General features: G+C 66.8%; 14 protein-coding genes. 11 read left to right on the forward strand and 3 right to left on the reverse strand.

The window, feature by feature from the left end; all coding sequences use genetic code 11:
• Positions 1-11 precede the first annotated feature (11 nt).
• Complete coding sequence (locus OOK41_RS13670; RefSeq protein WP_266265062.1) at positions 12-614, reverse strand: DNA-binding response regulator; 603 nt, start codon at positions 612-614, stop codon at positions 12-14.
• On the reverse strand, positions 611-1,744 hold the full coding sequence (locus tag OOK41_RS13675; RefSeq protein ID WP_266265065.1) for a histidine kinase: 1,134 nt from the start codon (positions 1,742-1,744) through the stop codon (positions 611-613). Before OOK41_RS13675 ends, OOK41_RS13670 begins: the two co-directional genes overlap by 4 nt.
• A gap of 267 nt (positions 1,745-2,011) precedes the next feature.
• On the opposite strand from OOK41_RS13675, the gene OOK41_RS13680 reads away from it, so the two are divergent.
• From OOK41_RS13680 to OOK41_RS13730, 11 genes are all read left to right on the forward strand, one after another.
• The gene (locus OOK41_RS13680) at positions 2,012-2,302 is read left to right on the forward strand and encodes a hypothetical protein (protein WP_266265067.1); all 291 of its coding nucleotides are present in this window, start codon (positions 2,012-2,014) and stop codon (positions 2,300-2,302) included.
• Positions 2,303-2,317: 15 nt separating this feature from the next.
• Positions 2,318-3,214, forward strand: coding sequence for an ABC transporter ATP-binding protein (locus OOK41_RS13685; protein ID WP_266265069.1), 897 nt, complete (start codon positions 2,318-2,320; stop codon positions 3,212-3,214).
• A complete protein-coding gene (locus tag OOK41_RS13690; RefSeq protein WP_266265071.1) occupies positions 3,211-3,918 on the forward strand; it encodes a hypothetical protein in 708 nt (235 codons plus the stop codon). The genes OOK41_RS13685 and OOK41_RS13690 overlap by 4 nt, the downstream gene beginning before the upstream one ends.
• 219 nt (positions 3,919-4,137) lie before the next feature.
• Complete coding sequence (locus tag OOK41_RS13695) at positions 4,138-4,428, forward strand: hypothetical protein (protein WP_266265074.1); 291 nt, start codon at positions 4,138-4,140, stop codon at positions 4,426-4,428.
• Between the two features lie 13 nt (positions 4,429-4,441).
• Positions 4,442-5,407 (forward strand): AraC family transcriptional regulator, encoded by a 966-nt coding sequence (locus OOK41_RS13700; RefSeq protein ID WP_266265076.1) that lies wholly within the window; start codon positions 4,442-4,444, stop codon positions 5,405-5,407.
• Positions 5,408-5,536: 129 nt separating this feature from the next.
• Positions 5,537-6,184, forward strand: a complete 648-nt coding sequence (locus tag OOK41_RS13705; RefSeq protein WP_266265079.1) for a response regulator transcription factor — start codon at positions 5,537-5,539, stop codon at positions 6,182-6,184.
• Positions 6,181-7,383 (forward strand): HAMP domain-containing sensor histidine kinase, encoded by a 1,203-nt coding sequence (locus tag OOK41_RS13710; protein WP_266265081.1) that lies wholly within the window; start codon positions 6,181-6,183, stop codon positions 7,381-7,383. The genes OOK41_RS13705 and OOK41_RS13710 overlap by 4 nt, the downstream gene beginning before the upstream one ends.
• A gap of 142 nt (positions 7,384-7,525) precedes the next feature.
• Positions 7,526-8,629: a peptidoglycan-binding protein gene (locus OOK41_RS13715; protein WP_266265084.1), complete on the forward strand. Its 1,104-nt coding sequence runs from the start codon at positions 7,526-7,528 to the stop codon at positions 8,627-8,629.
• Entirely contained in the window at positions 8,620-9,252 is a 633-nt protein-coding gene (locus tag OOK41_RS13720) for an ATP-binding cassette domain-containing protein (RefSeq protein ID WP_266265087.1), read from the forward strand. The genes OOK41_RS13715 and OOK41_RS13720 overlap by 10 nt, the downstream gene beginning before the upstream one ends.
• Complete coding sequence (locus OOK41_RS13725) at positions 9,249-10,340, forward strand: hypothetical protein (RefSeq protein WP_266265089.1); 1,092 nt, start codon at positions 9,249-9,251, stop codon at positions 10,338-10,340. The genes OOK41_RS13720 and OOK41_RS13725 overlap by 4 nt, the downstream gene beginning before the upstream one ends.
• Positions 10,341-10,378: 38 nt before the next feature.
• Positions 10,379-11,074: a hypothetical protein gene (locus OOK41_RS13730; protein WP_266265092.1), complete on the forward strand. Its 696-nt coding sequence runs from the start codon at positions 10,379-10,381 to the stop codon at positions 11,072-11,074.
• 226 nt (positions 11,075-11,300) lie between these two features.
• Here the strand turns inward: OOK41_RS13730 and OOK41_RS13735 are convergent, their stop codons facing one another.
• A complete protein-coding gene (locus tag OOK41_RS13735) occupies positions 11,301-12,023 on the reverse strand; it encodes a trans-aconitate 2-methyltransferase (RefSeq protein ID WP_266265094.1) in 723 nt (240 codons plus the stop codon).
• Between the last annotated feature and the right edge of the window lie 200 nt (positions 12,024-12,223).

Raw genomic sequence — 12,223 nt, forward strand, 5'->3', positions numbered from 1 at the left:
TTTTTCCGGTGTCAGATCCAGCCGCGCGCTTTCGCCTGCTTGGCGGCGGCGTGGCGGGTCTTCACGCCGAGTTTCGTGATCGCATCGGAGAGGTAGTTTCGGACGGTTCCGGCGGCGAGATGGAGTTGCGTGGCGATCTCGGGCACGCTTTTGCCTTCTTCGGTGAGTCGGAGGGTGTCGAGTTCGCGTTCCGTAAGTGGGCAGTCGACACTGATGGCGTCGAGGGCGAGATCGGCATCGACGTATCGTTCGCCGTCGTGGATACGGCGGACGATGGCGGAGAGTTGTTCTGCCGGGGTGTTCTTCGGCACGAAGCCGCGCAGTCCGGCGGCGAGGGCGCTGCGGAGGATGCCAGGACGGGCGTGTCGGGTGACGATCACGATGCGACAATCCGGGTTCTCATCCAAAAGCGCTTTGGCGGTGTCGAGACCGCCGAGTCCGGGCATCTCCAGGTCGAGGAGGAACACGTCTGTGTCTGCGCGGGCGGAGTCGGTCAGGACGGCGTCGCCGGATGCGGCTTGTGCGATGACGGTGAGCCCGTCATCGAGTTCGAGGAGCGACGCGAGTGCAGTCCGCAACATCTCTTCGTCGTCGGCGAGATACACGCGAATCATGGGATTCTGCCTTCCAGTGATCGAGTGGCGGTCAGTGTGAATACGTCGCCATCGAGCGACCAGTGGACGTCGCCGCCCCGCTCTTTGAATCGATCTTGCAGGCTTCGTAATCCGTTGCCCCCACCCCCGCCGGTCTCGCGATCGACGGCGGCGCCATCGTTCTGGATGACCATGGAGGTAGCGGAGAAACGGAGAGTGACGGCGGTCGGTGTCGCGTGGCGGAGGATGTTGCTGACGCTTTCACGGATTGCTGTGGCGATCAGCGGTTCCCACGCGCCAAGCCCTGCGGGGGCTTGTTCGATCTCAGCGCGGATGCCGGCGGCATGAAAGAGCTTTTCGGCGTTGGCGAGTTCTGTGGCGAGGGAGGCTGTGCGGTAGCCGTTGGCGATCTGCCGCGTCTGGACGGAGGCTTCCGCAACCAGTCGCTCGATCTCTGCGAGCTCCGCTCGGGTCGTATCCACGTCGCGGTCGAGGCTTCGCCGGGCGAGTTCGGCTTTCAGTTTGATAGCGAGAAGGGTGTGCCCTTGCACGTCGTGGAGCTCGTTGGCGAAGCGGAGCCGTTCACGAGTGAGGGAAAGCTCGTTCTCGTCGGCTCGGTGAGCGTCCATGCGGGCGAAGACGACCCAGCCGAGCTCGATGCTCAGGAACACGGCGACCTGCGCGCCGAGAAATGACATGGCGACCAGTTGGTTCGCCAGCCAGCCATCGGCGGAGAGCGCTCCCGCAAGTCCTGCGATCAGTGGTGCAGCGGTGAGAGCGAAGACGGTGGATGCAGCCCACGGCCACCACGGGCGGCGAGTGGCGATCCCGTACACGAGCGGAAGAAACAAGGCGAACCCGGTCGCTGCGGGGGCCCCAGACCAGATCGCGGAAATCCATCCGGCGGTTGCCAGCAGGCCACCGATCTCCAGGAGCGGAAACCGAGACCGCCGTGGCCACAGAAGCGCGGAGAGGACCACGATCGCTGTCGTGAGGACCGCCGCGAGGCCGACCCACCGCAGTGACGTTGTCGAAACGAACCCCGCCGAGATGCCGATAGCCCCGAAAAGCGCTCCGACGCCGACGTAGACCCATCGGGTCACGTCCTGGTAGGCCTTCAGCGAGAGGTTCGCAGAGAACGTATCGATCATCACTCCACCTCCCATCGAAGTCGCGCCGTCCCTGTTCGTCCGGACGAGGGGCGCCCTTGTGGCTTCCTCTTCAACATTCTCATGTTCCGACTGGGTCGCACAGTGGGCGCAATCACGTCGCGAGGTGACAACTGTCAGGTCAGACCCGGGGTTCAGGTCAGGTCAAGACGTGACCCGGTGCTCTGCCGCCCGCTTCGGGATTCTTCGACGATAGAGACCTACCCCGAGGACGCAAGGCGTCACGAACGACAACGAAGGAGCATCCTAGTGAGCAAGATAGCGAAGCGCATCGTGCTGTTGATCCTGACCCTGATCCCGGCGGGATTCGCAGTGATCGTCACCGTCGAAGCCATCCGCACGGGGCGATTCACGCTCGGTACCGGCGGGGCGGCGGACAGCATTCCAGACAGCTTCTACGCCGCCGAGTCGTTCCTGCCGGCAGGAATTCTCGACAACGCCGGCTGGGTGGTCGCCGCCTGCATCGCCTGGATCGTGGTCGTCGCTCTCCTCGCCGGGATCACCAGCCTCCGCCGCGCCAGCATGCGCCGTGGCAATTGAGAGGAAACGATCAGCATGACGACACCCGCAATCGAGGTACAGAACCTCACCAGCACCTACGGCGCGTTCACCGCAGTTGATGAGCTCAGCTTCCACGTCAACACTGGCGAGCTTTACGCCCTCCTCGGCACCAACGGTGCGGGCAAGACCACGACTCTCGAAACCATCGAGGGCCACCGTGCCCCAAGCCGAGGAACGGTCACCGTGTTCGGAGACAATCCTTCCGACCGTAAGAGCATCCGCCCCCGGATCGGCATGATGCTCCAAGAATCGGGTTTCGCAGGAGACCTCACCGTCGAAGAGACCGTCAATCTCATCGGCACGCTTTCCGGCCGTACCGACGACCCTGCCCGGCTGCTCGATCGAGTCGACCTGGCCCGCAAGCGCACGGTGCGCGTTGCGCAGCTTTCCGGCGGAGAGAAGCGCCGCCTGGATTTCGCCACCGCGATCTATGGCAGCCCCGAGCTGGTATTCCTCGATGAGCCGACAAATGCGCTCGACCCTACCGCCCGCGACGCGATGTGGGGAGTTGTTGACGAATTGCGAGCGCAAGGCAGCACGATTCTGCTGACCACCCATTACCTCGAAGAAGCCGAGGCTCACGCTGACCGAATCGGGCTCATGCACCGTGGACAGCTCGCCCACGAAGGCAGTCTCTCCGAGTTGGTGGCCGCATTCCCCGCTCGTATCACGTTTGAATCCGATTTCCTCAGCGGCGACATACCAGTGGCCCCGACATCTGTGAGCGGAGATCGCGTCATGATCGAAACCTCTGATTTGCAGAGCGACCTCTACCAGTTACTCAGTTGGGCCGACGCGAGCGCCATCGAGCTCCGAGACCTTTCGGCGACCACGCCCAGCCTCGCCGATGTGTTCCGAACACTCACCGACGACCAGGAGGTAACCCCGTGATCGCCATCGCCCGAGCTGAAGCGCGGATGCTGCTGCGTAACCGCCTCGTCGCCGCCACTGCCGTCCTCGTCCCCGTCGTCTTCGCCGCCGTGCTGATTTTCACCCAGGACAACTTCGGCGGAGCGAGCATCGTCGCCGCCCTGCTCGTGACCGTCGTCGCGGCGCTCGGCGTCTACATCACGGCCACCACCACCCTGGCCGCCCGCCGTCAGAACCTGTTCCTGAAGCGAATGCGCAGCACGACTGCGAGCGATGCGAGCATCCTCACGGGCCTGCTCGCGCCGATCGTCCTCATCAATGTCGTCCAGATCGCCGTGATCCTCACCGCACTGGCAATCACAGGGACCGCCCCGCAGAACATCCCGGTTCTCATCGTCGGAGTCCTCGCCACCGAAGCGCTGTTCCTCGGGTTCGCTCTCTGCACAGCAGGAGTCACCAACTCGCCCGAGCACGCCCAGGTCACCACCCTCCCCGTGTTCTTCCTCACCTTTGGTGTCGCGTTCTGGATCGCTCTTACCGGCACCGAGGATCTTGCCTTCGTCAAACGGCTCCTCCCTGGGGGCGCAGCCGCAGAACTCATCATCGACGCCTGGAACGGCATTGACGCCGGGGCCGCCATCTCGCTTCTGCTTCCCACGCTCGCCTGGGTACTCGTGTCCTTCGTCGTCGCCACCCAGCTCTTCAAATGGGAACCACGCCGATGAGTTCGATTTCACTCCGAGTTGAACAAGTTGCCGTGCGACAATCCCTTCTCAATGCCGGAAACTACTCGGCTCCTTCCCTGACATGAATGTCGGCCGAGGGCAGGCGACTGCGGTCGGCGGAGTGGACGGCGAGCGTGACCGGTTCGCCATCTGGGCCGACCAAATTCAGTCCGGCGTCTGTTGCTTGGTGGTACCTGCGTGGTCCTTGCGGTGCGCCTCATGGACGCGACGTGGGGCTGGCTTCTTGCGGGTGGAATCCTGATCGGCGCGGGGCTACCGATCACGTTCGTCGTGCTGAACCTGCGCGCGTTCGCAGATGTCGCCGCCGGCGAATCGGGCACGGCGTCCGGGTTCACGAACATGCTCACCACTCTCGGCGGCGCGACAGCTGTGGCGATGGTCGCCGCCACGGGGACGTTCACGGGACTGTCCGGCACCTATGCCGTCGTGTCTTCGGGAGTGGTCGCTGTCCTCTCCGTGAAGCGGCACCAAGTATCGAGCAACTCATGAAGTTGGGACGGCGATGGCAGGCAGTGAAAGCCCGACAACGTTGCGGGCGAGTAGTCGCCTGCCCGGTGCAGAGGGGTTCCAGCCGCTGCTCGCCCGTACGCGGACCTTTCACCGTCCGGTCGGGCCGGCGACCTACGATTGCGTGAAACTCGTCACGGTACGCGACGGCTCGGCGCTCGTGTACAGCGAGTTCGGGGAGAAACACGCCAAGGCCGGCGACGTGCTGCTGCGTGGCGCGAACGTGCTCTGCGGCGCACAACCCGAGGGACACGTCACCGTCACCGTGATCTACCTTGATCTGGACTTCATCCTCGATCAGTTCTTCTGGCAGTACATCAATCTCGTCAAGGATCGCTTCGCTTCCCAGAGCGTCGCGGACACGATCTACACGGAGCCGGCCAAATTGTTGCGGCTCGGTGAGGACCGGGTCGGGATGCTGATGCCCTGGCTCGATGAGCTGGTCGCGCTCAGCGTCGACGGGCAGTATCAGCAGCGTTTTCACCGGATGCAGGCGCTGTGGAATGCCGTGATCGATCAGGTCTCCCCGTTCATCCAGGTCTCGCCGACCCGTATTCTCCCGAACCAGCGGGCACGCACTCGGCCGTCGATTCCGCGGGGTCGACGGTTCGCGCCGCTGCGCAGCGAAGCCCGTACGATACGGGATCTGCTGCACTCGGACATCTGCCACTCCTGGTCGATACCGGAGCTGGCGAATGCGGTGCACCTCTCCGAGAAGCAGCTGGTCCGCGTGTTTACGGATGCCTACGGGAAGACGCCGATTGCGTATCTCACGATGCTCCGCGTCGAGGATATGGCGCGGATCCTTCGAGAATCTGATGCATCAATCGCGGAAGCTGGACGCCTGGTCGGATGGGCAAGCCGGAATCGTGCGGCCTCCGCGTTCCGGGAGTGCGCCGGCGTCACGCCAGGCCGCTACCGCGCCATGCAGGAGAAGGGCGACGGTTATTGGTATCGATAGTTTCCTGTTGTGTCCAGGCAGAATGGCGCTGGGCCGGCACCGAAGCGCCCGCCCAGTTGCGGTTGTTACCTTGCTGTCACCAGGGCTATGAGACGCTCGGGCGGGAGGTGTCAGATGCCAGATGCGCGCGTGCTGCTCGTAGAGGACGAACCGAGGTTCGCGGAGTCGCTTCGGCGTGGTCTCGCAGGCGACGGGTTTGCGGTCGATGTGGTGCACGACGGCGCGAGTGCGCTGACGTTCTTGGAGAGCGCGGTCTATGAGATCGTGCTGCTGGATCGCGATCTACCGATTCTGCACGGCGACATCGTCGCACGGACGCTGCGTGACCGGCGCAGCCCAGTCTGGGTGCTGATGCTCACTGCCGCCGGGGATACCGAGGATCAGATTGTCGGCCTTGAGCTCGGTGCGGATGACTATCTGGCGAAGCCCTTCGATTACGACGTGCTGCTCGCCCGCCTGCGGGCTGTGGTGCGGCGGAGGCAGGGCGGCTCGGGTGGGTACGAGTTCGGCGGCATACGGGTGGAGCCGGAGTCTCGGCGGGTGTGGTGCGGGGCTGAGGAGGTGCGCCTGCGGCCGAAGGAGTTCCAGGTGCTGACCGAGCTGCTGCGCGCCCGCGGCACCGTGGTGAGCCCGGCTGCCCTCTACGACCTGGTGTGGGGGGATGCGGAGGGCACCGATGAAGCGGTGGTGAAGACTGTGGTGCACTCGCTGCGGAAGAAGCTCGGGCCTGATCGTATCGAGACCGTGCACGGTTCCGGGTATCGGATCGCCGCATGAGCCGCCGCGCGACGTGGCGGGGCTGGTGGGAGCGTCTGAGCTTTCGGGGTCAGCTCGTCGCGATGATCTCGGTTGCGTTCGTGATTGGCGGTGGTGTGCTGCTTGTGGCGCAGTACGTCGTGCTAAGCGTGCTGCTCTCGCAGCGGACCACGACCCTGCACGAGGAAGCAATCGGCAACGGGACGCTCTCCGGTGGTTCTGAGGCCACCGGCAAGCCAGGTGTGCTCGTGGAGTCGCACGGGCCCGCGTGGATGTCCGAACCGGCGGTGTCCGCCGTGCTCGGCGGCGTGCAGCTCTGGTCGGCCGTGCTGCTGCTCATGTTCGCGGCGCTCGCGGTCGGGGGCGCGTGGCTGGTGTCGCGGCGCGCGCTGCGGCGCATCGCCGAGGTCACCGCGGTGACCAACGCGATCACCGAGAAGGATCTGTCCCGGCGGTTGGACGTGCAGGGCCCTGATGACGAGATCCGGCGCCTCGGCGGTGCGATCGACGGCATGGTGGAGCGGCTGGAGGCGGCGTTCGTGCGGCAGGCGGCGTTCATCGCGAACGCCTCCCACGAGTTCCGCACCCCGCTGACAACCACACGAACTGTGCTGCAAGTCGCACTTCGCCAGGGACGAGTGCCCGGTGAGCTGCGCCCGGAGATCGAGGACGTGCTCGACGCGAACGCTCGCCTCGAAGCACTGGTCGCCGCCTTGCTGATCATCGCCCAGGGCAGGGCCGCAGCCGAACTGCCCCGCGCCACGATCGACATCGCTGCACTGTGCGCGGAGATCACGGGCGATCAGGCCGACGCGGCTGCCCAGCGCGGCGTCGCCGTAGAGTCCGCGCTACCTCCGGCACCGGTGATGGTGACAGGGAATAAGGCACTGCTGCGGTCGATGATTGCGAACCTGCTCGCGAACGCGATCCGGCATGGCGACGGCGCACTGGTCAAAGTCACCGTCGCGGCTTCTTCCGACCGGGCGAGGGTGCGGGTGGAGAACACCGGTGCGCAGCTTTCCCCGGAGGTCGTCGCGCGCCTCACTGAGCCGTTCGAACGCGGCGATCGTTCCCGCGTGCACGACGACGGTGCACATGCCGGGACGGGGCTCGGACTCACCCTTGTCGACAGCGTCGCCGCCTTGCATGAAGGCTCCCTGCACCTGATGCCGCGCGATGGTGGCGGGCTCATCGCAGAGCTCGACCTCCCGACCGCCTGAACTCGGGCCCGCACTCGCCCTGTTGCGGCAGTGGCTCCGGTGATGGAGAGGTGACAGAACCCGTCACCGGCGGATCACCCGCGCCCCGACAGCCTGGTCCTGTACCGCCCGCACCGTGCGGGTGCAGGAGAGGACCGCCGAGATGAGCGACAGGATCGAGACCGCCGAGGCCCAAGCCGCAGGCGATACGACGACACGGCGTGCCGGACGGCTCCGCCCGTCCGGGACGGTAGGGCTGCTGTGCGTCGCCCTCGCCGCGATCGCTGCCGCCCTCGTGGGCTTCGCGCTCTACCGGCCCATTCCGGCTTCCCTCGCCACCGCTCCGGCGCCCTCCGATGTGCCACTCACGGCGGAAGAGCTGACGGATGCGCGATCGGTCGAGCTGGCAGCGACGCTCGGCGAGGAATCCGCCATCGCATCACCGGCGACGGGCACCGTCACCCGCACCGACTGCACTGCGGGCGCGTCGCTGGCTTCTGGAAGCACGACGTTCACCGTGGACAAGACACCGCTCATCAACCTGCACACCGCCACCCCGCTCTGGCGCGACCTCGCCTTCGGAACCGAGGGGGCGGACGTGATCGCGCTGCAGAACGAACTCGCGCGGCTCGGATACGACGTACAGGCCGGCGGACGGTTCGACTGGCAGACCTGGGTCGCCTGGGATGCCCTCGCCGAATCGCTCGGTGGGAACACCGACTACGGGATGCTCGCCCTGAACCGGGTCATCTGGATGCCCGCGCAGAAGGTCGTCATCGCATCCTGCCCGATCCGGCTCGGACAGCCGACCACCGCAGGCGCGGCGCTCATGGCGCTGCCCACGCCCGTGCTTGCCGCGTCCGTGAAGAGCTATCCCGGCGACCTCGTTCCCGGAACCCGAATCCTCACCGTCGGCTCCGGGGATGCCACGACCGTGCTGCCGATCGACGAGCACGGCAAGCTGACCGCAGACGGGCTTACGGCACTCGCTGGAACCGAGGCCTACGCGCAGTTCGCGCAGAACCCGAAGGATGCGGTACTCCAAGCCGACCTCGTGCTCGAGAAACCCGTCACGGTGTACCCGTTGCCGCCTGCGGCGGTCTCAATGACTGGTGAGTCCAGCGGTTGCGTCGCCCCTGTGCGCGGCGGTCCGATCTCGGTGACGATCGTGGCCTCGAAGCTCGGTCGCAGCTACGTCGCGTTCGCCCAGAAGCCATCCGTCGCGACTGTGCGCGCGGTCGCGGACAAGGAGCTGTCATGCTCGTGACGCTCACCGACCTCGGACACCGCTTCGACGGACAGCCGTACCTGTTCGAGCACGTCACCGCGGAGCTCGAACCGGGACACGTGTACGCCCTCACGGGGCCATCAGGTTCGGGGAAGTCGACACTGCTCGGTATCCTCGCCGGCTGGATCACTCCCGCCACGGGAACGCTTGCCAGCACGGGCGTGAACCGGGTTGGCTGGATCTTCCAGAACCCGCACGGCGTCGCCCGTCGCAGCGCCCGCGATCACGTTGCGCTGCCGTTCCTCGCCCGCGGCGCCCGCCGGACGGACGCGAACCGGGAAGCGGACGTGCTGCTGGAACGCTTCGGTCTCGCGCACGCGGCGGACCGCCCGTTCCGCGCCCTTTCCGGCGGTGAGGGGCAGCGGCTGATGCTGGCGCGCGGGATCGCGAGCGCCCCGGATCTGCTGCTTGTGGACGAACCCACCGCGCAACTCGATCCGCGCACCGCGCACACCGTGAACGACGCGCTCGCGAAGATCGCCACCGCGGGCACCATCATCGTCGTCGCCACCCACGACGCGCGCGCCCGCGATGCCTGCACCGACGTCATCGACCTCGGCGCGCCCGCGGAACCGCGGACTACGGATCGGGTCGACGCATGACTGGCAGCCGCATGCGCTTCCGTGAGATCCGCGGCGAGGCCGGCAGGAACCTGGGCACGGGCACTGCCCGGGCCACCATTCTCGCCCTGCTCACCGCGCTCATCTGCACCGCCCTCGCTGCTCTCGACGCGATCAGCATGACCGGGATCATCACTGCGGCCGGCACCTTCCGCGACCGGGGCGCGTCGATCACGATTCTCGACGCCGAGCACAGCATCGACGGTCGCGCATGCGATCGGCTCGCGGAGCAGCCCGGTGTCCGCGCCGCTGGCGCCCTCGCGAAGACCGACACACCGCTCACCGTCGCAGCGCTCCCGCAGAATCCGCTCACCTTCTTCACCGCGAGCCCCGGCTTCGCGACCATGCTGCCCGACGCGAGCGGACAGCGCACCCCCGGACTCCTCCTCCCCACGGATGTCGCCCGACAGCTCGGGCTCAGGATCGGCGACCCGATCCACACCGCGTCAGGGGCCACAGCACTCGGCGGCACCTATGAATACCCCGACGACGGGCGCCCCCGCGGCCTGGGCTACGCCGCTATCGCGCCGGTCTCGCCGAGCACCCGCTTTGATCAGTGCTGGATCGATGCCTACCCCGTGAGCCGGGCCACCATAGAACTGCTGTACACCGCGATCGCCGCCGACGCGACCCTCCCGGAGTCCGGCCCCACGCTCAGCCAGCACAACCAGACCCTCGGCACCGCCATCGAACCCGCAGCCGTCTACGCGAACCGCATGACCGCCGTTTTCCCACTTGCAGGGCTCCTCCTCGGCCTCGTCACCGGGGCGGGCGCGGTCTGGTTGCGTCGGCTGGAGATCGCCTCCGCGCTGCACGCCGGCATCCGGAAAACCGACCAGGCCAGCACCCTGCTCCTCGAAACTGCTGCCTGGGCGACCTGCGGGGCACTCGTCGCGCTCCCCATGATCGCGATCCTCACCCAGCACCTCGACGTTGCCGATCACTCGGCCGTCGTGCTCACCGCCGTGCAGGCCCCCACGCTGACCGCCGCCGGGGCTCTCCTCGGGACGCTCCTCGCGGCGCTCTCGATCCGCGAACGACGGCTCTTCACCTATTTCAAGGGCCGGTAGCAGCCGCTTCCGCCCGATCCACCCGAAAGGAAACGCACATGTCCACCACCACGCACGATCCCGCCCGCAGACTCAGCCGGCGCGGGCGAGGCCTCGCGCTGCTCGCAGCGCTCTGCGTCACGTCAGCCCTCGCGCTCACCGGATGCTCAACCGCGCCCGAGACTCCCGCCGCAGAGCCATCCGTAGCGGCGCCGAGCGACGGCGGAGGCGCCGGCGCCGTCGACAAGCTAATTCGGGACGGTCTTGCGAACGCGAAGTCCGACTTCCAGAAAGAAGTCCTCACGACTGCGAAGGACACCGGGAAGATCAGCGAAGCCGACTGGAAAGAAGCCAACAACCGGTTCAAGGACTGCCTGGCCGCGAAGGGCTACCAGATCGAGCTGATCTTCCAGGGCAGCAAGGTGCTCACCCAGACTGTCGCGGGCAGCGGCGACCGCTCCGAGGCGGACAAGCAGGCCGACGCGAAAGCGAGCCAGGAGTGCTATGAGAAGACGAGTGCGTTCATCAACGAGGTGTACGCCCTCCTCGCGGGCGGCGGGCAGGAGAAGCCCGACGGGGACGCGACGCAGCGCGCCGTGCTCGCGTGCCTGATCGACCGTGGACTCGTCCCGGAGGACACGAAGTACGACGAGTTCCTTGCCGACCTCGAACAGGGCGGCAAGCAGTTCACCCCGCAACAAGGCTCGAAGAACGAAGCGGCAGTCGCGAAATGCTGGGTCGAGAACACGCAGTAGGGCGGATCTGGGACGAAGCCCACGATGACAATGGCGCGGCCTAATGACAGGCCACTGGAAACGTCGGGATCGCTCCAAACGCTTGAACCCGACGCGGTCATCCGGCCACCTCCTGTGCGGCGACCAGCTCGGCGTACTCGGGGCAGGACGTCAGCAGGTCCTCGTGGCGGCCCGCGGCCGGTCATCCCTCGGTCGAGGTCGACCGGTGGTCCGGCCCGATCGGGAGCTACGGTCGGCGGACGGCCCGGACGACGTCCAGCGGCCCGATCTCACCAACCAGGCCCGCCTCGCTCAACTCGGCGAGCAGAACCTCGACGGAAACGACGTGCCAGCGGTAGTCGACGTGCTCCTCCCGCAGCGGGTCGCCGTTGGCATCGAGGACCCGGTAGCGCATCCGCCAGGTGACCGAGTCCGGGCCGGACGGCTCGGCCGAACCGCCGCCCTCGTAGGTGTGGCGGCCGACCGCAACCGCACTGAAGATCGAGAACGGGACCGGCGTCGGCTCCGCCGGTGGTTGCACGTTCAGCACCAATGGCGCGCCGGGAACGAGACGCTCGGCCACCCGGCGTAGGAAGGCCCGGCGCCCGGCCCGATCGAGGTGCCCGATCATGTTCATCGCCAGCACGGCGCCGAGCGAGACGGGCAAATCGACGCCGAGCGCGTCGGCGGCGACGACCGTGATCCGGCGACGAAGGTCGGGGCGCGCCGCCACGCGCGACAGCAGTACCGCCCGTAGCGCCGGCGACGGCTCCACGGCGACCACTTCACCCTCAGGGGCGGCCGAAGCGAGTCCCTCCGTGCCCAGTCCGCTGCCGGCTCCCACGTCGAGCAGGGTCGCGGAGCCGACCGCGTCGCGTAGCGCCTCGGCCACGGGTGTGTGCAGCGCCCGCCAAGCCGGCTCGCTGAGCAGGTGCAGGAATTCCCCGGAGACCCGGTACTCGTCGCCCATGTCCTCACGATAAGGGTAACGATTGTCAATTCCAATAGCAGATCAGTCGTCTCGGCGAGCTGGCAGCCTCTCGCCCGATGTTCTTCCGGCGAGGTGCGGCAGGTGATGGCTACCTACCGGTGGCTTCGTCGCACTCCTCGGCATGCGGCTCGTCCTGGCGTCGCCCGACACCGACTCGTAATGAAAAACGAAAACCAGTA

Source organism: Micromonospora sp. NBC_01655, assembly GCF_026339755.1.
Classification (GTDB): domain Bacteria; phylum Actinomycetota; class Actinomycetes; order Mycobacteriales; family Micromonosporaceae; genus Micromonospora.

Coding starts and splice junctions, on each gene's coding strand:
- OOK41_RS13670 (WP_266265062.1), bottom strand. CDS start 614: ATGATTCGCGTGTATCTCGCCGACGACGAAGAGATGTTGCGGACTGCA.
- OOK41_RS13675 (WP_266265065.1), bottom strand. CDS start 1,744: ATGATCGATACGTTCTCTGCGAACCTCTCGCTGAAGGCCTACCAGGAC.
- OOK41_RS13685 (WP_266265069.1), top strand. CDS start 2,318: ATGACGACACCCGCAATCGAGGTACAGAACCTCACCAGCACCTACGGC.
- OOK41_RS13695 (WP_266265074.1), top strand. CDS start 4,138: ATGGACGCGACGTGGGGCTGGCTTCTTGCGGGTGGAATCCTGATCGGC.
- OOK41_RS13700 (WP_266265076.1), top strand. CDS start 4,442: ATGGCAGGCAGTGAAAGCCCGACAACGTTGCGGGCGAGTAGTCGCCTG.
- OOK41_RS13710 (WP_266265081.1), top strand. CDS start 6,181: ATGAGCCGCCGCGCGACGTGGCGGGGCTGGTGGGAGCGTCTGAGCTTT.
- OOK41_RS13715 (WP_266265084.1), top strand. CDS start 7,526: ATGAGCGACAGGATCGAGACCGCCGAGGCCCAAGCCGCAGGCGATACG.
- OOK41_RS13720 (WP_266265087.1), top strand. CDS start 8,620: ATGCTCGTGACGCTCACCGACCTCGGACACCGCTTCGACGGACAGCCG.
- OOK41_RS13725 (WP_266265089.1), top strand. CDS start 9,249: ATGACTGGCAGCCGCATGCGCTTCCGTGAGATCCGCGGCGAGGCCGGC.
- OOK41_RS13730 (WP_266265092.1), top strand. CDS start 10,379: ATGTCCACCACCACGCACGATCCCGCCCGCAGACTCAGCCGGCGCGGG.
- OOK41_RS13735 (WP_266265094.1), bottom strand. CDS start 12,023: ATGGGCGACGAGTACCGGGTCTCCGGGGAATTCCTGCACCTGCTCAGC.